The 18,020-nt window shown below is 72.5% G+C and carries 20 protein-coding genes and 1 tRNA gene; 6 read left to right on the top strand and 15 right to left on the bottom strand.

Annotation, left to right across the window (positions count from 1 at the left end; genetic code table 11):
* The 6 genes from JNK30_RS04045 to JNK30_RS04020 form a co-directional block, all read right to left on the bottom strand.
* Positions 1 to 404, bottom strand: a 404-nt coding sequence (locus JNK30_RS04045) for a response regulator (protein WP_293480418.1), incomplete at its 3' end; no start/stop codon positions are given.
* A complete protein-coding gene (locus JNK30_RS04040; RefSeq protein WP_293480416.1) occupies positions 405 to 2,045 on the bottom strand; it encodes a HAMP domain-containing sensor histidine kinase in 1,641 nt (546 codons plus the stop codon).
* Positions 2,046 to 2,133: 88 nt separating this feature from the next.
* Positions 2,134 to 2,379, bottom strand: coding sequence for a MoaD/ThiS family protein (locus JNK30_RS04035; RefSeq protein WP_293480415.1), 246 nt, complete (start codon positions 2,377 to 2,379; stop codon positions 2,134 to 2,136).
* 2 nt (positions 2,380 to 2,381) lie between these two features.
* Positions 2,382 to 4,670, bottom strand: coding sequence for a xanthine dehydrogenase family protein molybdopterin-binding subunit (locus JNK30_RS04030; RefSeq protein ID WP_293480413.1), 2,289 nt, complete (start codon positions 4,668 to 4,670; stop codon positions 2,382 to 2,384).
* Positions 4,667 to 5,152 (bottom strand): (2Fe-2S)-binding protein, encoded by a 486-nt coding sequence (locus JNK30_RS04025; RefSeq protein WP_293480411.1) that lies wholly within the window; start codon positions 5,150 to 5,152, stop codon positions 4,667 to 4,669. The genes JNK30_RS04030 and JNK30_RS04025 overlap by 4 nt, the downstream gene beginning before the upstream one ends.
* Positions 5,149 to 6,015: a xanthine dehydrogenase family protein subunit M gene (locus JNK30_RS04020; RefSeq protein ID WP_293480409.1), complete on the bottom strand. Its 867-nt coding sequence runs from the start codon at positions 6,013 to 6,015 to the stop codon at positions 5,149 to 5,151. Before JNK30_RS04020 ends, JNK30_RS04025 begins: the two co-directional genes overlap by 4 nt.
* 180 nt (positions 6,016 to 6,195) lie before the next feature.
* Here JNK30_RS04020 and JNK30_RS04015 point away from each other — a divergent pair, with 180 nt between their 5' ends.
* From JNK30_RS04015 to JNK30_RS04000, 4 genes are all read left to right on the top strand, one after another.
* Complete coding sequence (locus tag JNK30_RS04015) at positions 6,196 to 6,819, top strand: exopolysaccharide biosynthesis protein (protein WP_293480407.1); 624 nt, start codon at positions 6,196 to 6,198, stop codon at positions 6,817 to 6,819.
* 32 nt (positions 6,820 to 6,851) lie between these two features.
* Positions 6,852 to 7,481 carry a ribosome-associated translation inhibitor RaiA gene (raiA, locus tag JNK30_RS04010; protein WP_293480405.1) on the top strand — a complete coding sequence of 210 codons (630 nt, stop codon included), beginning with the start codon at positions 6,852 to 6,854 and terminating at the stop codon, positions 7,479 to 7,481.
* 69 nt (positions 7,482 to 7,550) lie between these two features.
* Entirely contained in the window at positions 7,551 to 8,015 is a 465-nt protein-coding gene (gene ptsN, locus JNK30_RS04005; RefSeq protein WP_293480403.1) for a PTS IIA-like nitrogen regulatory protein PtsN, read from the top strand.
* A gap of 6 nt (positions 8,016 to 8,021) precedes the next feature.
* Positions 8,022 to 9,884: a sulfatase gene (locus JNK30_RS04000; RefSeq protein WP_293480401.1), complete on the top strand. Its 1,863-nt coding sequence runs from the start codon at positions 8,022 to 8,024 to the stop codon at positions 9,882 to 9,884.
* Between the two features lie 6 nt (positions 9,885 to 9,890).
* On the opposite strand, the gene JNK30_RS03995 is transcribed toward JNK30_RS04000, so the two are convergent.
* The 7 genes from JNK30_RS03995 to JNK30_RS03965 all read right to left on the bottom strand — a co-directional run bounded on the left by JNK30_RS03995 (position 9,891) and on the right by JNK30_RS03965 (position 14,787).
* A complete protein-coding gene (locus JNK30_RS03995) occupies positions 9,891 to 10,148 on the bottom strand; it encodes a DUF1150 family protein (RefSeq protein WP_293480400.1) in 258 nt (85 codons plus the stop codon).
* 111 nt (positions 10,149 to 10,259) lie between these two features.
* Positions 10,260 to 10,682 (bottom strand): Hsp20 family protein, encoded by a 423-nt coding sequence (locus JNK30_RS03990; RefSeq protein WP_293480398.1) that lies wholly within the window; start codon positions 10,680 to 10,682, stop codon positions 10,260 to 10,262.
* Between the two features lie 109 nt (positions 10,683 to 10,791).
* Positions 10,792 to 11,184, bottom strand: a complete 393-nt coding sequence (locus tag JNK30_RS03985) for a GtrA family protein (RefSeq protein WP_293480397.1) — start codon at positions 11,182 to 11,184, stop codon at positions 10,792 to 10,794.
* Positions 11,181 to 11,906 (bottom strand): class I SAM-dependent methyltransferase, encoded by a 726-nt coding sequence (locus tag JNK30_RS03980; RefSeq protein WP_293480395.1) that lies wholly within the window; start codon positions 11,904 to 11,906, stop codon positions 11,181 to 11,183. The genes JNK30_RS03985 and JNK30_RS03980 overlap by 4 nt, the downstream gene beginning before the upstream one ends.
* Positions 11,906 to 12,862, bottom strand: a complete 957-nt coding sequence (locus tag JNK30_RS03975) for a glycosyltransferase family 2 protein (protein ID WP_293480393.1) — start codon at positions 12,860 to 12,862, stop codon at positions 11,906 to 11,908. The genes JNK30_RS03980 and JNK30_RS03975 overlap by 1 nt, the downstream gene beginning before the upstream one ends.
* Entirely contained in the window at positions 12,859 to 14,220 is a 1,362-nt protein-coding gene (locus JNK30_RS03970; protein WP_293480391.1) for a hypothetical protein, read from the bottom strand. Before JNK30_RS03970 ends, JNK30_RS03975 begins: the two co-directional genes overlap by 4 nt.
* Positions 14,221 to 14,229: 9 nt before the next feature.
* The gene (locus tag JNK30_RS03965; protein ID WP_293480389.1) at positions 14,230 to 14,787 is read right to left on the bottom strand and encodes a hypothetical protein; all 558 of its coding nucleotides are present in this window, start codon (positions 14,785 to 14,787) and stop codon (positions 14,230 to 14,232) included.
* Between the two features lie 337 nt (positions 14,788 to 15,124).
* On the opposite strand from JNK30_RS03965, the gene JNK30_RS03960 reads away from it, so the two are divergent.
* Positions 15,125 to 15,814, top strand: coding sequence for a glutathione S-transferase family protein (locus JNK30_RS03960; RefSeq protein ID WP_293480387.1), 690 nt, complete (start codon positions 15,125 to 15,127; stop codon positions 15,812 to 15,814).
* A 38-nt stretch (positions 15,815 to 15,852) separates the two neighbouring features.
* On the opposite strand, the gene JNK30_RS03955 is transcribed toward JNK30_RS03960, so the two are convergent.
* A tRNA-Ala gene (locus JNK30_RS03955) sits at positions 15,853 to 15,928 on the bottom strand.
* A 152-nt stretch (positions 15,929 to 16,080) separates the two neighbouring features.
* Positions 16,081 to 16,539: a TIGR02300 family protein gene (locus JNK30_RS03950; protein ID WP_293480385.1), complete on the bottom strand. Its 459-nt coding sequence runs from the start codon at positions 16,537 to 16,539 to the stop codon at positions 16,081 to 16,083.
* A 124-nt stretch (positions 16,540 to 16,663) separates the two neighbouring features.
* Between JNK30_RS03950 and aroA the strand changes: the two genes are divergently transcribed.
* Positions 16,664 to 17,989: a 3-phosphoshikimate 1-carboxyvinyltransferase gene (aroA, locus tag JNK30_RS03945; RefSeq protein WP_293480383.1), complete on the top strand. Its 1,326-nt coding sequence runs from the start codon at positions 16,664 to 16,666 to the stop codon at positions 17,987 to 17,989.
* The last annotated feature ends 31 nt before the right edge of the window (positions 17,990 to 18,020 follow it).

The raw sequence follows: 18,020 nt of genomic DNA, 5'->3' as shown, positions 1-18,020 counted from the left end.
CGGCTGGACGCCCGCTGGTCGCGGGGCCGGCGCAGCAGCGCCTCGATGCGGGCCAGCAGCTCCTCGAAGGCGAAGGGCTTCACCAGGTAGTCGTCGGCGCCCATGCGCAGCCCCGACACCCGATCCTCGACGGCGCCGAGGGCGGTGAGCATGAGGATCGGCGTCATGACGCCGGCCGCCCGCAGGGTCTGGCAGACCTCGATGCCGGTCATGACCGGCAGCATCAGGTCGAGCAGGATGACCCCGCTCTGGTCCAGCTCGCGGAGCGTTCGGTCCAGTTCGCGGGCGGCCTCCAGGCCCGTGGCGCCGTCGCGCGCCACCCGGACGCGATACCCCTCGGCCCGCAGGCCGCGATCGAGGAAGTCGGACACGCGCGCGTCGTCCTCGACGACCAGGATGTGCATCTAGGCGGTTTCCTTCATGGCGGGGACGTCGATGAGGTGGAGCGTGAGGACGGCGCGCGTGCCTTCGCCCTCGCGGCTCTCGAGGGTGAGGGCGCCGCCCTGGCGCTCGGTGAGGGTGCGCGCGATTGGAAGGCCCAGGCCCGTGCCGTCGGCGCGATGGGCGCGCGCCGCCGCGGAGCGGAAGCCGCGCTCGAAGGCGCGCGCGAGATCCTGAGGTGCGATGCCGATCCCCTGATCCGCAATCTCCAGGCGCCAGCGGCGGGGGTTGTCCGGATCGGAACCGGCGCGGACGCGGACCGTCCCGCCCCGGTGCGAGTATCGGATGGCGTTGTCCAGCAGGAGCGCGATGACCTGCTGCAGCCGCTGACCGTCGGCCTTCACCCACGCCTGTCGATCGTCGATGCGCACGTCCAGCTGCAGCCCACGTTCGTGGGCGACGGAGGAGAGGCTGGCGAGGGCCTCCTCCAGCGGGTCGCGGGGGTCGACATGGGCCAAGTTGAGCTGCAGGACCTCCGCGTCGCTGCGCGCCATCATCAGGAGGTCCTCGATCAGGGCGCCCATCTGCCGCGACGACTGGGTGATGCGGGTCAGGGCTTCCCGGTAGTCGTCGATGGTCTTGCTGCCCCGCAGGGCCACCTCGGCCTCTCCGCGGATCGCGGTCATGGGCGTGCGCAGTTCGTGGCTGATGTCGCCGAGAAGCTGGCGGCGGCGGGCCTCCACCTCACGCAACTCGCCGAGGACGGTCTCCAGTTCCCGGGTGCGGGACGCCACCTGAACCTCCAGGCCGGCGCGCATCTCGGCCTCCTGCTCGCGCCGTGCGGACAGCTCCTCGGCCATGCGGTTGATGCTGGCGCCGAAGCGGGCGAACTCCTCGAAGCCCCCTACGGGCATGCGGTGGTTGAGCTGGCCGCGCTCGAAGGCCTTGGCGCCGTCGGACATGGCCGCCAGCGGCCGGCGCAGGCCCCGCACGAAGTAGAGCGCCAGGATGAGCGCCGTCAGCCCCAGCGTGCCGGTGGCGGTCCAGGACAGGATCTTCACCCGCTCGAGGTAGACGTCGGCGGCGCGGCGCGTGCGCTGCAGGATCTCGGCTTCGACCCGGATGCGGTCGTTGAGCAGCTCGCGCAGATCCCGCCCGGCGCCCTCGTCGAACACCGATTCGATCTGGCCCCACGCGGAACGCGCGTCCTGGGTCGGCCCCCGACGGTTGATCTCGGCGATCGGCGCTCGCAGAGCGACCACGCTCTGCGCGAGCAGGGCCAGCGCATCGTCGCGCTGAGCGCCCTCGGGCGAGACGATGCCGACGGCGCGGTCCATCTCCGCCGCCTGGCCGCTGAGCGTCTGGAGGCGCACGACGGTGGCGGCCATCCGCTGGCGCAGCATCTCGCCGTCGCCGGGCGCGTGGTTGGCGCCGATCAGGGCCCGCAGGGACCAGGCGCGCAGTCGCTGCTTGGTGGCCGAAAGCTCCCAGAAGCCGCTCTGCAGGTCGCCGGCCACGCGGCCGCGCAGCACCTGATGCTCCGCCCGATTGGCGATCCAGGCCGCGACGCCGCCCTGCGCCACGGCGAGCGAGGCCATCAGGGCGAAGGCGATCAGCAGACGCGTCGAGAAGAGCGGGCGAGGCGCCCCGGCTGCGGTTCTCATCGTGGCGGCGGCCCGGCTCCAGAGCGCTGCTGTGGCGCAGGATCTGTGGATCGGATCGCCTTCCCGCAAGGGCCCCCGGGGCCGAAGGCTATCCGCCGCCGATCTTGGGGATCAGGAACACCTCGCTGTCCGGACCGACCGGCGAGAACCAGGCGTCCTGGTGGATCTCGCCGTCGATGGCGAAGGCCATGCGCTTGTCCACGAACGCGCCCAGGCCCGGGAAGCGGGCGTCGAGGGCGGCGATGATCTCGCGCACCGTGCCGGCCTCGACCTCGAACTCCGAGGCGCCGCCGGTGTAGGGCCAGCATTCGCTCCCGGCGACGACCCGGGCCACGGTCAGCCGCCCTTGGCGTCCAGGGCGGCCAGCACCTTGGGCGGCGAGATCGGCAGGTCGGGCATGCGCACGCCGATGGCGCCGCGGACGGCGTTGGCCACCGCGGCCAGCGGCGGCACGATCGGGACCTCGCCCACGCCCTTGGCCCCGAACGGGTGGCGCGGGTTGGGCGCGGTCTCCACGAGGATGGCGTCCAGCATCGGCAGGTCCGAGGCCACCGGCATCCGGTAGTCCAGGAAGCCCGCGTTCTCCATCCGGCCCTCGCCGTCGAAGATGTACTCCTCGTTCAGCGCCCAGCCGACGCCCTGGGCGACGCCGCCCTGGACCTGGCCCTCGACGTAGCTGGGGTGGATCGCCTTGCCGACGTCCTGGGCGGCCGTGTAGCGCACGACGCTGACCTGGCCGGTCTCGGGATCGACCTCGACGTCGCAGAGGTGCACGCCGAACCCGGGGCCCGCGCCCTGGGCGTTGATCGTGGCCTGCCCCGAGATCGGGCCCCCCGTGCGCGCGGACTGCGCCGCCAGCGCCTCGAGGCTCAGCGGCGCGCGGTCCTTGGCGGCGTCGAGGCAGACGGCCTTGCCGCCCTCCCAGGCCACCTGGTCGCGGGGGACGTCCCACAGCTTCGCGGCGCGGGCGCAGAGCTCGCCGGTCACCTTCTCGGCCGCCTGCACGACGGCCATGCCGGTGGCGAAGGTGACGCGGCTGCCGCCGGTGAGCATCGAATAGCCGATCGAACTGGTGTCGGCGATCATCGGCCGGACCTTGTCGATGGGGAGGCCCAGGGTCTCGGCGGCCATCATCGCCATAGAGGCGCGGCTGCCGCCGATGTCGGGATTGCCGGTCACCACGGCGGCGCTGCCGTCCTCGCCGATGTGCACCGCCGCGGTGCTCTCGCCGCCGACGTTGAACCAGAACCCCACGGCCACGCCGCGGCCCTGGTTGGGGCCGAGCGGCGTCTTCCAGTGCTCGCTCTCGCGGATGGCGGCCAGGGTGTCGAGGTAGCCGATGTTCTGGAAGGTGGGGCCGTACGAGGCCTTGGTCCCGTCCTTCACCGCGTTCTTCTCGCGCAGCGCGATGGGATCCATGCCGAGCTTCAGCGCCAGCTCGTCGACGGCGCTCTCGACCCCGAAGGCCGAGATGGGGGCGCCGGGCGCGCGATAGGCGGCCACCTTGGGGGTGTTGGTGACCACGTCCCAGCCGACGATGGAGAAGTTCGGGATGTCGTAGCAGGCGAGCGCGGTCATGGCGCCCGCGCCCACGGGCGAGCCCGGGAAGGCGCCGGCCTGGTAGGTCAGCTCGACGTCGGCCGCCACGATCGTCCCGTCGGACTTCGCGCCCAGCCGCACGCGCACGATGCCGCCCGAGGTGGGGCCGGTGGCGCGGAACACCTCCTCGCGGCTCATGACCATCTTCACCGGCCGGCCGCTGGCGCGGGAGAGGGCCAGCGCCAGGGGCTCGAGGTAGACGGTGGTCTTGCCGCCGAAGCCTCCGCCGATCTCGGCCGGCGTCACCCGGACGTCGGAGATGTCGAGGCCGAGGAGCCGGGCGCAGAAGGTGCGGACCATGAAGTGGCCCTGGCTCGAGCTCCAGACGTCGCAGCGGCCATCCTCGCCCCAGGCCGCCACGCAGGCGTGGGGCTCGATGTAGCCCTGGTGCGTGGCCTTGGTGGTGTAGCGGCCCTCGACGACGACGTCGGCGGCGGCGAAGCCCTCGGCCAGGTCGCCTCGGGCGAACCGGTGCTTCTTGGCGATGTTGGACGGCCGGTCGGGCCGGGCCTCGAGCCCTTCGGTGAACAGGTGGTCGTGCAGGACCGGCGCGTCGGGCGACATCGCCGCCTCGACGTCGATGACGTGCGGCAGGACCTCGTAGGTCACCTTGATGCGCTCGAGCGCGGCCTCGGCGATCTCGGTCGAGACCGCAGCGACGGCGGCGACGGCGTGGCCGTGATAGAGCGCCTTGCCGCGCGCCATCACGTTCAGCGACAGGTCGCGCAGGTTGGCCGCGGCCTCGCCGCCCTCCAGCTCCTCGGAGGCGAGGTCGGGGAAGTCGGCCGCGGTGATGACGGCCTTCACGCCGGGAAGGGCCCGGGCCTTGCTGGCGTCGATGGACACGATGCGGGCGTGGGCGTGCGGGCTGCGCAGCACGCGTCCGACCAGCTGCCCGGGCATGTTGAAGTCGGCGCCGTAGGCGGCGCGGCCGGTCACCTTGTCGGCGCCGTCCGGGCGGACCGGGCGGCTGCCCACGATGCTGAGGGCGGCCTTGGGGGCCGGCTTTTCCAGCGTCTCGCTCATGCGGCTCTCTCCTGGCGGAGCTCGGCGGCGGCATCCAGCACCGCGCGGATGATCTTGTCGTAGCCCGTGCAGCGGCAGAGGTTGCCCGCCAGCCAGTACCGCGCCTCGGTCTCGGTGGGGTCGGGATTGGCGTCGAGCAGCGCCTTGGACGCCATCAGGAGGCCCGGCGTGCAGAAGCCGCACTGCAGGGCCGCATGCTCGAGGAACTTCTGCTGCAGGGGGTGGAGATGGCCGCCCTGGGCCAGGCCCTCCACCGTCTCGATCCGGCGGCCCTCGGCCTCGGGGGCGAGCATCAGGCAGCTGCAGACCACGCGGCCGTCGACGATCACGCTGCAGGCGCCGCAATCGCCCGAGCCGCAACCCTCCTTGGTCCCCGTGAGGTTCAGGTCGTCGCGCAGGGCGTCCATCAGCGTCGCGCCCGGACTGGCCAGGAACTCGACGGGATCGCCGTTGACGGTGGTGGTCACATGGATCTTGCTCATCGCACGCCTCCCGCGCGTTCGAAGGCGATCAGCGCCGCGCGCCGCGCCAGGACTCCGGCGATCCGGGTCCGGTATTCCGCCGTGCCCCGCTTGTCGCTGATCGGACGGCAGACGGCGCGCACCGCCGCCTCCATGCCGGCCAGCGCGGCGTCGTCAAGACGGCCGCCCACGAGGGCCCGGCCCGCCTCGGCCGCCAGCAGCGCGGTCGGCGCCACGGCGCCCACGGCCACGTGCGCCTCGGCCACGCGGCCGCCCTCGTCCAGGACGAGGTTCACCCCCGCGCCGGCGACGGCGATGTCCATCTCGGTGCGCGGGATGAGCCGAAGGTAGGCGTCGCTGGCCCGCGCCGGACGGGGCGGGAGCCGGAACTCCAGCACGAATTCCCCGGGGGCCAGGGACGTCTGTCCGGGTCCGGTGGCGATGGACTCCACCGGCGCCTCGCGGCGGCCGCCGGGTCCGACGATGACGCAGGTGGCGCGGGCGGCGATCAGCGCCGGCACGCCGTCGGCGGCCGGGGAAGCGTTGCAGAGGTTGCCGCCCAGGCTGGCGCGCCCCTGCACCTGGGTGGAGCCGATGAGCGTGGCGCCCTCGACGACGCCCGGCCATGCCCGCGACAGGGCGGCGTGCTCGCCCAGCACGGCCCCCGGCGTCGCCGCGCCGATGACGAAGCCGCCCGACTGCTCGCGGACGCCGATGGCGCCGGCGACGGCCTTGAGGTCGACGACGACCGCCGGCCGGGTCCGTCCGGCGCGAAGCTGCACCAGGAGGTCTGTGCCGCCCGAGAGCGGCCGGGCCCCGTCCCGGGCCAGCGCGGCGGCCGCCTCCTCGGCGCTGGATGGAGCGAGATAGGCGAGCTGAGTCACGGAGCCTCCGCTGCAGGGGGTCGAGTGTCCGACGCCGGCCCCGGCCCGGCTATCGGGGGTCACATGATCCCGCGCGACCCAACGTCACGCAAGCGGCGGCGCGAGGTCGGGAACCGGGATCGTCACAATTCGCGTTCCGGCACTTGGCGCAGCTTAGGCGAAGCGCCAGATGGAACACCGATGGCCGAGTCATTCGAGAAGCAGCGTCCCCTTTCCGCCATCCTGGCCGATGTCGCCCACCACGACGGCGCGCGCATCTCGGTGGCGGAGCTGACGCAGCTGTTCGGCGGGCGTGCGATCGGCGCGCTGCTGTTCGTCTTCGGCCTCGCCTGCATGCTGCCGCTGCCGCCGGGGGCCACCACCATCTTCGGCTTCCCGCTGGTGGTGCTCGCGCCGCAGCTGATCATCGGGGCCTCGGCGCCGTGGCTTCCCGCGGGGGTGAAGGACCGGACCATCTCCACCGCGGACCTGAAGAAGACCCTGCCGCGCTTCGTGGGATGGCTGCGTCGGGTCGAGGCGGTCTCCAGGCCGCGGCTGGCCCTCTTGTTCGGCCCGCTGGGCGAGCGGCTGATCGGGGTGGTCTGCCTGGCCCTGGCCCTGGTGCTGATCCTGCCCATCCCCGGCGGCAACATCCTGCCCGCCCTCTCGGTCTCGGCGCTTTCGTTCGCGCTCATCCAGCGCGACGGCGTGATCGCCCTCGTGGGCTACGCGATGGCGATCACCTCGGCGTCGATCCTGGTGCTGGCGGCCCACATCATCGTCCGCACGTTCACCCACTTCTGGGCGGTCATTTCAGGTGCTTGACACCTTTAGGAGCGAGGCGCGTTGTCATGCCCATGCAAGTCCAAGTCACCGGTAAGCACGTCGATGTCGGCGAGGCTCTGAGAAGCCGAGTCGCCGACGAACTCTCCAACTCCATCTCCAAGTACTTCGACCGCGACGGGGGCGGGGCCGATGTCGTGGTGAGCCGCGAGGGGGCCGCCTTCAAGGTGGACTGCGCGGTGACCCTGGCCTCGGGCCAGCAGCTCACGACGCACGGCGTCGGCAACGACGCGCACCTGGCGTTCGACGCCGCCCTCGAGAAGATGTCGAAGCGGATCCGGCGCTACAAGAACCGGCTGAAGGACCACTCCATCGCGGCCAACGCCAAGCAGGCCGAGAGCGCGGCCTACTTCGTGATCGCGGCGACCGACGACGAGGACGAGTCCGACGCCGAGCCGCCGGCCCAGAGCTTCCCCGAGCCCATGATCATCGCCGAGACGGAGAAGCCGATCCGCACGATGACCGTTTCGGGGGCGGTCATGGAGCTGGATCTGACCGAAGCTCAAACAATCGTGTTCCGCAACGCCGCGCACGGCGGCCTTTCGGTGGTATATCGCCGCCCCGACGGGAATATCGGATGGATTGATCCGGAACGGACCAGGAGCCGTAACGGATCTGGAGACGGGGCCGGTCCGGCCCACTAGTTGCATTGCGGCCGCAGGCGGCCCGCGCGTCCGGCGGGCCCTTCGGAATTGGGGTTGCTGTCCAAGACCATGAATATCGGTGAGCTGCTGGATCGCTCGGCGATCTCCATGCGCGCGAGCGCAGGCAACAAGAAGAAGGCGCTGGCCGTGATCGCCGAGATCGCGGCGCGGAACTTCGGCCTCGACGCGGGCGTGGTGCTGGAGGCCCTGTCCGAGCGCGAGGCCGCGGGCTCGACCGGGGTCGGCCACGGGGTCGCGGTGCCGCACGCGCGGCTCGCGGGCCTACAGCGGATGCGGGGCGTGTTCGTGCGGCTCGAGGCGCCCGTGGAATTCGAGTCCGTGGACGACCAGCCGGTCGACCTGCTCTTCGCCCTGTTCGCCCCGCCGGACGCGGGCGCCGACCACCTCCGGGCGCTGGCGCGCGTGTCGCGGCTGCTGCGGCAGGGCGATCTGCGCGAGCAGCTGCGCAAGGCGCGGTCGGCCGACGCCGTTCACGCGCTCCTCGTCCAGGACGCGCACCGCCCCGCCGCCTGACCGCGGATGGCGGGGGGTCGGCTTTCGCGGCGCTCCCTGCTGGCCGGCACGGCCGCCGGCGCGGCGGCCTCCGGCCCGGCGGCTCACGCGGCCGGGCCCAGGCCCAACATCCTCTGGCTGGTCAGCGAGGACAACAATCCCTACGTCGGCGCCTACGGCGACCGGCTGGCGCACACGCCGACCATCGACCGGCTCGCGGCCGGGGGCGTGCGCTTCGCGAACGCCTTCTCCACCGCTCCGGTCTGCGCGCCCTCGCGCTTCGCGCTGATCACCGGGGCCTATCCCGAGACCTGTGCGCCGGCCCAGCACATGCGCGCCGTCGCCCGGCTGCCGGCGTCCTGGCGCGCCACCCCGCAGGTGCTGCGCGACGCGGGCTACTTCTGCACCAACAACGCCAAGACGGACTACAACTGCGACCTCGACCCCGCGGCCATCTGGGACGAGCACGGGGGGCAGGCCCATTGGCGCGCGAGGCCGCCCGGCAAGCCGTTCTTCAGCGTCTTCAACTTCGGCGCGACGCACGAGTCGCAGGTCTTCCGGCCGACGCCCGGGCGCGTGAAGCCGCAGGATGTGCGCGTGCCGGGCCACCTGCCCGACACGCCCGAGGTCCGGCAGGATATCGCGTCGTACTACAACCTGATGGAGCGGATGGACGGCGAGCTGGCCAGGCGGCTGGCCGAGCTCGCGGCGGACGGCCTCGCCGAGGACACCATCGTCTTCTATTTCGCCGACAACGGCGGGGTGCTGCCCCGGTCCAAGCGCTACTGCCACGACGCCGGCCTGCGCGTGCCGCTGGTGGTCCTGGCGCCGCCGAAGTGGGCGCACCTGCTGCCGGCCGCGCCGGGCGGGACCGTCGAACGCGCGGTGAGCCTGATCGACCTGCCGCCGACCGTCCTGGCGCTGGCCGGCGCCACACCGCCGCCGCAGATGCAGGGCGCGGCGCTGTTCGGGACGCGGGCGCCGGCGGCGGGCCGCCACGCGTTCGGCATGCGCGGGCGGATGGACGAGGTCTACGACCTGGTGCGGACCGTCACGGACGGACGGTGGCGCTACATCCGCAACTACATGCCCCACCTCGCCGCGGGCCGGCACGGCGCGTACGAGTGGCAGTCGGCGGCCTACAGGTCGCTGGAGACGGAGCATCTGGCGGGCCGCCTGACGCCGGCGGCGCGACGCTTCTTCGAGCCCCGGCCGTACGAGGAGCTGTACGACCTCCGCGCCGACCCCGACGAACTCGAGAACCTGGCGGCGTCCCCTCGCGCCGCAGGGGTCCTGGCGCGGCTGCGGCGGGCGCTGGACGCGCACATGCTGGCCATCCACGACAACGGCTTCATCCCCGAAGGCTCGTCGCTGGAAGGGTTCGCGGAAAGCCGCGCCCCGGGCGCTTATCCGCTGGCGCGGATCATGGCCCTGGCCGCCACGGCGGCGCAGCGCGACGCGAAGAACCTGCCGGCCCTGCGCCGGGGGCTGGCCGACGACAACGAGGTGATTCGCTACTGGTCCGCGCTGGGGATCGCCATGCTGGCGCCTGCGGCGGCAGGGGGCGCACGGGCCGAGGCCGAGGCCCGCAGCCGGATCGAGCCGTCCCCGCAGGTGCGGGTCGCCCTGGCGGCCGCCATCGGCGCCTCGGCGCCCGGGACGGCGGCCATGGCGCTGGCGCGCCTGCTGGACGAGGCGCCCGCGCCGCGCGTCAGACTGCAGGCGCTCAACGCGCTCGAAGACCTCGGCCAGGGGGCGGCCCCCGCGCTGCCGGCCGTGCGCCGGGCCCTGGCGGCGGGCGGCGACGAGTACATCCGCAGCGCGGCGCGACGGCTGGAGCTGCGGCTGACCGGGCGCTATCGGCCCGACAGCCTCATCTTCGGGGGGTAGCTCGGGTCAGTGCACCGAGACCGGCGCGAGTTCGTGCGCCAGCGCCGCGGCCACCGCCGCGTTGCGGTCGGTCAGGACGGCGAGCCGTTCGCCGTCGGCGCGATGCACGGCGTAAAGGGTCTGCTCGGGGTCGAGCTCGAAACTCTCGATCTGCGCCGCGGGTGTGCTGGCGATGATCTCGGCGGCCTTGATGGGCCGGACGTAGACCAGGTTCGGGGCGCCGAGCGCGGCAAACGCTTCCATCGATAGAACAGGTGTCATCATGACCACCTCCGGGGGGCACTAACGCTTCGAAAGGCCACTGGTTCAGTCTGCCTTTCCTTTGACGGGACCCGGGCAATTCCGGCGTCCCAGGCTTCTAGTCTTCGGTGGAGCTCAACTTCGGGTTCGGATCGGGATCGATTGAACGCGCAGTTCGGGCTCCGGCCGGGCCAGGTCGATGTGGAGCAGGCCGTGCTCCAGGGTCGCCCCCTCCACCACCATGCCGTCCGCCAGGACGAAGCTTCGGACGAAGCCCCGCGCGGCGATCCCGCGGTGGAGGTAGGAGTCCTCGGACTTTCCCGCGGCCCCCTCCCGCTTGCCGGCGACGACAAGCTGGCGGTCCTCGACGGTGACGCTGAGCTGGTCGGGGGCGAACCCGGCCACGGCCAGCGTGATGCGCAGGGCGCCGTCGCCGATATCCTCCACGTTGTAGGGGGGATAGCTCTCGGCGGCCGCCTTGGCCGCCCGCTCGATGAGGCTTCGGGTATGCTCGAAACCCAGCAGGAACGGACTGTCGAAGATCAGGCTACGGTTCATCCAGACGGAGTCCTCGAAAGAAGCGACTCTCCGGTCGAACCGCCCGGTATCGGCTCGGTGCAACCGGACGCTGTTCAGATGGTATGAGGCCCGGCCAATTGCAACGGTCCTACGATCGCAGCCCGAACGCCCACGTGCGCTGGAGGATGAAGGACAGCGCCGGCGTCGCCACCGCCACCACCGCGAGACCCGCCCAGAACGGCCAGCCGAGACGCTGGACGAGCAGCCACGTCAGCGCCTGGGTGAGGGCCAGGCCCGCCAGGGAGACCACCAGGAACCGCACGAACTGCGGCCCGTGCATCACCGGCCGCCGGAAGGTGAGCCAGGCGTTGCCGAAGTAGGACGCGCCGACGGCGCAGAGATAGCCCGCGAGGTTGGCCTGCAGGGGCGCGAGGCCGGCCGCCTCGCGCGCCGTCAGGGCGGCGGCCACATGGATCAGCGTCGCCGCGGCGCCGACGACGGCGAAGAGCGAGACCTGGTGGACCAGCGGCCTTTCGGTCACGGCCGTTCGGCGATCAGCAGGATCGAGACGCCGAACGGAAGGCTCCCGAGCCGGAGCAGCGCCGTCTCCGCGCCGAAGACCCCGCGCAGGAGGCGGTTGGCGAAGGCCGGCGGCAGCGCCTCGTCGTCGCCCTTGAGCCCAGCGGCCCCCTTCAGCGCGCGCACGGCCGCGATGGGCGGGAAGAGCAGGGTGTTGAAGTGGGTGGCGCGGCGCACCTTCAGGCCGGCGGCCTCGAACAGGCGCCGATAGGCCGGCAGCCGGTAGCGGCGCTTGTGGTGATGATGCTCGTCGTGCTCGCTCCACATCCACGGACAGGCCGGGACGGTGGTGACCAGCGCGCCGCCGGGCTTCAGTCGCGCGGCGAGCGCGGCGACGGCGCCGGCGTCGTCGTCCACGTGCTCGATCACGTCGAAGGCGGCGATCAGGTCGAACGGTCCGCCGAGGTCCGGCAGGCCGGCCGGGAGCAGCCCCCCCTGCACGGTCACGCCCGACCGCTCGGCCGCGTAGGCGCGCGACTCGGCGTCGGGCTCGATCGCCTGGACGTCGCCGAAGGCCTTCAGCAGTTCGAGGTTGCCGCCGGTGCCGCATCCGACCTCGAGGATCCGCGCCGGCCTCGGCAGCGGCAGGCGGGCGATCTCGGACGACAGGATGTCGCGGCGCGCGGCGAACCACCAGTGCGTCTGCTCGAGCGCGCGCATCCGATCGTAGACCTGGCGCTCCATCAGTCGAACCCGACGCGGTCGCGCACGAGGTAGATGGGCCGGCCCTTCACCTCCTGGTACATCCGCCCGATGTACTCGCCGAGGACGCCGAGCGCGATCATCTGCAGGGCGAAGGCGAACAGGATCACCACCATCAGCGAGGCGTAGCCGGGCACGTCGCGGCCGACGACCAGCACGCGGATCACGATGGCCAGGGCCGCCAGCAGCGCGACCACGGCCGAGCCCACGCCCACCAGCGTCCAGACCCGCAGCGGGGCGGTGGAGAAGGACGTCATGCCGTCCAGGGCGAAACGGAACAGGCGCCGGTAGGGCCACGAGCTGCTGCCCGCCGCGCGCAGGGGCCGCGTGTAGGGCACGCCCACCTGCCGGAAGCCGACCCAGGCGAAGAGACCCTTCATGAAGCGGTTGCGCTCGGGCAGGCGCTTCAGCGCCTCGACGACCGCGCGGTCCATGAGGCGGAAGTCGCCGGTGGAGGCCGGGATGGCCTGGTCGGCCACGACGTTGAACAGCTGGTAGAACGCCCCGGCGCTCCAGCGCTTGGCGCGGGTGTCGGAGGAGCGGTCGGCCCGCACGCCGTAGACCACGTCGTAGCCCTGTTCCCACAGGCTGATGAACTCGGCGATCAGCTCGGGCGGATCCTGCAGGTCGGCGTCGAGCGGCGCCACCATGTCGCCTCGGCACATCTCCAGCCCGGCCGTCAGCGCCGCTTCCTTGCCGAAGTTGCGGGAGAGGCCGATCAGGCGCAGACGCGGATCGCGCGCGGCGCGGGCCTGCAGGCGCGCCCAGGTGTCGTCGCGGCTGCCGTCGTCGACGCAGACGATCTCCAGCTGGACACCCAGCCCGCCAAGGGTCTCGTCGAGGCGCTGGAACAGCAGGTCCAGCACCGGCGCCTCGTCGTGCATCGGGATGACGAGGCTCAGCGTCTTGCCGTGGCGTGTGCGCAAGGCGTCGCTCATCGCCGCGCTCCCGGACTTGCGAGGAGGCCCAGCGCCGCGACGCCGAGGAGCAGGGCGAGCGCGTTCGACGGGAAGATGTAGCGGGCGTCCGCGGCCGGCCCGGCGAGGAAGAGCAGCGCCGGGTAGGCCAGGGCGCCGGCCAGGATCGCGAGCAGCAGCACCGCGTGGGCCCGGGCGCGCAGCGCCGCGGCGAGGGTCAGGACCGCCGCGAGGAGATAGAGCCAGAACGGCCGCCGGGGAAACTCCGGCGCGGCGCGCTCCACATAGCCCGACACCCGCGCGGCGAGCTCGGGGCGTGCGAGGCGCAGGCCGAAGGGGTTGGCGTCGATGCCGCCGTGCACCGGATAGAAGACCTCGGACTTCAGCATGCCCATCTGCTCGGCGGCGACCGCCGAGCGATGCGCCAGGTAGCAGGCCGGCTCGGCGGTGACGAGCTGCGTCCAGACCCGGCCCACCTGGCCGCCGGCGTCGGTTTCCATCAGTTTCGGGACCCCGGGCTTGGGCTTCAGCGTGAGCAGGAGATGCCGCGGGTCGTAGGCGCGGCGGATCTGGGCGACCGTGATCGGCTGGCCGTTGGTGACGCCGCGGGGCAGGTAGTTGACCCCGGCGCAGGCCGAGACGCCGATCACGTCGAAGAGCTGGGTGCCGGCGATGTTCCGGGCGTCGGGCATCCGCACCAGGTCGGGAAGGCGCCACTGGGTCGAGGCCCAGGCGAGGCCCAGGCTCGCGACGACCAGCGCCAGCGTCGCCGTGCGGGCCGCCAGCGGCGCGGCGTTCGCCAGGAAGGGCCGCCAGACCATCAGGAGGAGGGCCGGGGCGACAAGCACCAGGGCGTTGTAGCGGAGCCCCACCGAAAGCCCGAAGGCCACGACGGCGAGGGCGAGGAGCGGCCATGAGCGCGCGCGCGCCGCCTGCAGCCAGAGACCCAGCCCGAGGACGGCGAACCCGCCGGTGGGCACGTCGCGCCACTGCGCCATCATCGACCCCAGGAGGGTCGGGAAGAAGACGAGGCCCCCCGTGAACAGCGCCCAGAGCGTCCAGGCCAGAAGCCGGCGGGCGACCAGGCTGTGCAGAACCAGCGCCGCGCCGAACAGCAGCGCAAAGGTCTGGAAGAGGAGGACGCCCCAGGTGTCGGCCCCCACCGCGCGGCTGACCACGAACATGTAGGTGTGCAGCGGCGGCCAGAGGCTGGTGCCGACGCCGTAGCGGGCCTGCTCGTAGGCCAGCAGGCTGTCGTACGACATGAAGCCCGGCCAGCTCGGCCAGGCGAACGCGACGGCGGCCAGGGCCGAGAACACCGCCGCGGCGAACCACGGCGCCCGGCTCAGCGCGTCACGGGTTGAGGCGGGCGGCGCCATGCCCGCGGATCAGAATTCGATGTGGCCCAGCGCGCACACAGCGTCGCCGTCGCCCACGACGCCATAGGCGTCGAGCGGGCCCGCGGCCTGGGTGACGGCGGTCCAGCCGGCGTTGGGGTCCGAAATCTCGGGCAGGGCGGTGGGCACGTCAGGCCGGGGCGCGCCGCCCTCGCCGGCGCCGACGATCTTCATGCCGACGTCGACCAGCACCACGCGGGACACCCGCGCCGCCTTCGGCACATCCCAGCCCCAGCCCAGGATCTGCACGCCCGACGGCTGGCCCGTGAAGCGGACATCCACGACGTCGGTGTTGCCCTTGCAGACGCCGGTCTTGGGGAACTGGGCCCGCAGGGGCTTGCCCATGTGCGCCGCAGCCCAGGCGGGGACCGCCGGGACCGCCTCGGCCCTGGTCGGGATCACCCGCGCCGCGGGCGCGCCGGCGGCGGCGGGAGCCTCGGCGGCCGGCGTCGCCGCATCGCCCTTGTCCCGGAACTTCGGCTGGTCGCAGGCCGAGAGCGCGGCGAAACCGGCGAGAAGGGGCGCGAGGCGCAGAAGGGATGTCCGCATGGCCGGCATTTAGTCCGCGCCGTCGAGGCCGCGCAACCGCCGGTCTTTCCCCGTGGCCCGGAGCTCCCCCGACGGAGCGCCCCGGGCCGACCCGCGCCAGGCGAAAAAGGGGGGTGCTGGGCGCAGGCAACCCTGCATAGCATGATTGCAAGCTTCGCCTAGCCTGCAGTTGCAGAAGCAATCCAGGATTGTGACCAAATCGCTGGGGCGCGTTCGGCGAGGTTGGGAGCCGGTTCGCCGCGAGAACGCGATCTCTTGCTCTAGGCGCGCGGGACGGCAGGCGCCAGAACCGGGACGGCCAGCGCCGGGCGACGGCGCGACGTCCGGAAGGCCGCCGATGCGCCTGATCGCTCACCTCCACCCGCTGTCGTCCTACTGCCAGAAGCTCACCATCGGGCTGCGCGAACTGGGCGTGCCGTTCGAGACCCGCACGCCCGACCTGATGGACCCGGACGCCCGGGCGGCCTACGCCGCGCTCTGGCCGACCGCCAAGATCCCGCTTCTGCAGCACGGCGAGCGGGTCGTCCCGGAAACCAGCATCCAGCTCGAGTACGCCCAGCGGCTGGCGCCGGACGGCGCCCGCCTCATCCCCGCCGAGGCGGAGGCCGCGCTGGAGGCGCGGCTGATGGACCGGCTCTTCGACGCCTATGTGATGACGCCGATGCAGGCGTTCGTCGCCGACATCCTTCGCCCGGAGGCCGAGCGCGACCCCCGCGCGCTGCCGGACGCCCGCGCGACGCTGGCCATGTCCTACGCCATGCTGGACGGCCGCCTCGCCGGCCGGACGTGGGCGGCCGGGGACGCGTTCACGATCGCCGACTGCGCGGCCGCGCCGGCGCTGTTCTATTCGGGCGTGGTGGCGCCCTGGCCGAAGACGCTCGCGACGCTGGACGCCTACTTCGAGCGGCTGCTGACGCGCCCGTCCGTGCGCCAGGCGCTGGCCGAGGCGCAGCCCTTCTTCGACATGTACCCGTTCCGCGACTCGATGCCCGACCGTTTCCGGCGCGGCGACTTCGGCGCCGCCTGAAACGGCGAAGGCCCGCCGGGGTCGCCGGCGGGCCTCCATGGTGGAGCTAAGCGGAGTCGAACCGCTGACCTCTTGAATGCCATTCAAGCGCTCTACCAACTGAGCTATAGCCCCGAGGTCGGGTCTTCCGGAGGCCGGGGCCCCAGGAAGGCGCGGAACCTATTCAAACCGGTTCCCGCGATCAAGCCCGCTCTACAGGCTTTTTTTGACGCACGTCGCGGGGCGGCCCTGAAACGAAAAGGGCGGCCCGCAGGCCGCCCTCTCGCTCAGTCCTCGTCGCCTTCGTCAGGAAGGCCCTCGATCTCGGACTCGTCGAAGTCGTCCTCGTCCTCGTCCTCGAGGAACGGGACGTCGTCGGCGTCCTCGACTTCGTCGTCGTCGGCGAATTCGCCCAGATCCTCGCCGACGCCCGCGGCGGCGGGTTCGGCCTCGTCCTCGTCGTCGTCGGTGGCCAGCGGCGGCTCGTCGGCCACTTCGTCCAGTTCCGGCGTGACGACCTCTTCTTCCTCTTCCTCGTCGTCCGTCTCCTTGGCCGCGACCTGATCCTCGACCTGGTCGTCCTCGGGCACGATCGTGCGCGCGCGGACGCGGCGGTTGCGGACGGCCTCGTCGGGATCGAACTCGCTCTGGCACTTGGGGCAGTGCGCGGGACGCTTGTTCAGATCGTAGAACTTAGCCTGGCAGGTGGGGCAGATTTGCTTGGTGCCCAGCTCGGGATTGGCCAAAGGCGGCGACCCTCTAAGATTAGGATGTTCGGCGGAAAGGCGGCGTCCCTTGCCACGCGCGGAAGCGCCTGTCAAAGCAATCGCCCGCACGTCCAGCCCTCAGCGAAAGGCGCATTTTCGAGATATGTCGGCGGCCCAACTGACCGCCCGGCGGGGCGGCCCCTTGAGGGGCGTCGTGCGCGCGCCCGGGGACAAGTCGATCAGCCACCGCGCGCTCATCCTCGGTGCGCTGGCGAGCGGCGTCACCGAGATCGAAGGCCTGCTGGAAGGCGACGACGTGCGCCGCACGGCCGCCGCGATGGCGGCGTTCGGCGCCGGCGTGGAGCGGCTGGGCGAGGGTCGCTGGCGCGTGGAGGGGCGCGGCGGGTTCTCCGAACCGGCCGACGTCATCGACTGCGGCAATGCGGGCACCGGCGTGCGCCTGATCATGGGCGCCGCGGCAGGCTTCCCGATCGCGGCCACCTTCACCGGGGACGGCTCGCTGCGCGGCCGGCCCATGAACCGCGTGCTGAAGCCGCTCGGCCAGATGGGCGCGACCTGGATCTGCCGCGATGGCGGGCGGCTGCCGCTGACCCTGCGGGGCGGGAACCTGAAGCCGATCGCCTACACGCTGCCCGAGCCCTCGGCGCAGGTGAAGTCGGCGGTGCTCCTGGCGGGCCTGAACGGCCAGGGCTGCGAGGTGATCGAGCCCGAGGCGACGCGCGACCACACAGAGCGGATGCTGCGCGGGTTCGGCGCCGAGATCGAGGTGCGGGACGCGGAGGATGGGCGTCACATCGTGCTGCCAGCCGGCCAGGCGCTGAAGGGGACGCGGATCCATGTGCCGGGCGACCCGTCGTCGGCGGCCTTCCCGCTGGTGGCGGCGCTGATCGTCCCGGGCTCGGAGGTGACGGTGCAGGGGATGCTGCTGAACCCCTCGCGCATCGGCCTGCTGGACACCCTGGGCGAGATGGGCGCGGACCTGTCGGTCACGAACGTCCGGGACGAGGGCGGCGAGACGGTGGCCGACGTCACCGCGCGGCACTCCGCCCTGGAGGGCGTCGACGTGCCGCCCGAGCGGGCGCCGTCGATGATCGACGAATACCCCATCCTGGCGGTGGCGGCGGCTTTCGCCAGTGGGCGCACGGCCATGCGCGGCATCGGCGAGATGCGGGTGAAGGAGAGCGACCGCATCGCCCTGATGGCCGCCGGGCTCGCCGCCTGCGGCGCCGGCGTCGAGGAGGAGCCCGACGCGCTGACGGTGGTGGGGGCCGTGCGCGCCAACCACGGCGTCGGCGGCGGCGCGCTGGTCACCACGCACGGCGACCATCGGATCGCCATGAGCCACCTGGTCCTGGGTCTCGCGGCCGAGGCGCCGGTGCGCGTCGACGAACCCGGCATGATCGCCACCAGCTTCCCGGGCTTCGTGGACCTGATGCGCGGCCTCGGCGCCGACATCGGCGAGGCATGATGCCGCGCCTGACGAACCCTCTCCCTCTCCG

Origin of the sequence: Phenylobacterium sp. (genome assembly GCF_016793225.1) — a bacterium.
Taxonomy (GTDB): domain Bacteria; phylum Pseudomonadota; class Alphaproteobacteria; order Caulobacterales; family Caulobacteraceae; genus Phenylobacterium.
The sequence above is the reverse complement of the archived record's forward strand: the minus strand, read 5'-3'. Positions and strand labels throughout refer to the sequence as shown.

What these genes read in the sequence shown, in the direction of transcription:
- aroA (WP_293480383.1), top strand. Translation starts at nt 16,664, where the DNA reads ATGTCGGCGGCCCAACTGACCGCCCGGCGGGGCGGCCCCTTGAGGGGC.
- JNK30_RS03970 (WP_293480391.1), bottom strand. Translation starts at nt 14,220, where the DNA reads ATGGCGCCGCCCGCCTCAACCCGTGACGCGCTGAGCCGGGCGCCGTGG.
- raiA (WP_293480405.1), top strand. Translation starts at nt 6,852, where the DNA reads ATGCAAGTCCAAGTCACCGGTAAGCACGTCGATGTCGGCGAGGCTCTG.
- JNK30_RS03980 (WP_293480395.1), bottom strand. Translation starts at nt 11,906, where the DNA reads ATGGAGCGCCAGGTCTACGATCGGATGCGCGCGCTCGAGCAGACGCAC.
- JNK30_RS03995 (WP_293480400.1), bottom strand. Translation starts at nt 10,148, where the DNA reads ATGATGACACCTGTTCTATCGATGGAAGCGTTTGCCGCGCTCGGCGCC.
- ptsN (WP_293480403.1), top strand. Translation starts at nt 7,551, where the DNA reads ATGAATATCGGTGAGCTGCTGGATCGCTCGGCGATCTCCATGCGCGCG.
- JNK30_RS03990 (WP_293480398.1), bottom strand. Translation starts at nt 10,682, where the DNA reads ATGAACCGTAGCCTGATCTTCGACAGTCCGTTCCTGCTGGGTTTCGAG.
- JNK30_RS03975 (WP_293480393.1), bottom strand. Translation starts at nt 12,862, where the DNA reads ATGAGCGACGCCTTGCGCACACGCCACGGCAAGACGCTGAGCCTCGTC.
- JNK30_RS04030 (WP_293480413.1), bottom strand. Translation starts at nt 4,670, where the DNA reads ATGAGCGAGACGCTGGAAAAGCCGGCCCCCAAGGCCGCCCTCAGCATC.
- JNK30_RS04000 (WP_293480401.1), top strand. Translation starts at nt 8,022, where the DNA reads ATGGCGGGGGGTCGGCTTTCGCGGCGCTCCCTGCTGGCCGGCACGGCC.
- JNK30_RS03965 (WP_293480389.1), bottom strand. Translation starts at nt 14,787, where the DNA reads ATGCGGACATCCCTTCTGCGCCTCGCGCCCCTTCTCGCCGGTTTCGCC.
- JNK30_RS04015 (WP_293480407.1), top strand. Translation starts at nt 6,196, where the DNA reads ATGGCCGAGTCATTCGAGAAGCAGCGTCCCCTTTCCGCCATCCTGGCC.
- JNK30_RS03960 (WP_293480387.1), top strand. Translation starts at nt 15,125, where the DNA reads ATGCGCCTGATCGCTCACCTCCACCCGCTGTCGTCCTACTGCCAGAAG.
- JNK30_RS04025 (WP_293480411.1), bottom strand. Translation starts at nt 5,152, where the DNA reads ATGAGCAAGATCCATGTGACCACCACCGTCAACGGCGATCCCGTCGAG.
- JNK30_RS04040 (WP_293480416.1), bottom strand. Translation starts at nt 2,045, where the DNA reads ATGAGAACCGCAGCCGGGGCGCCTCGCCCGCTCTTCTCGACGCGTCTG.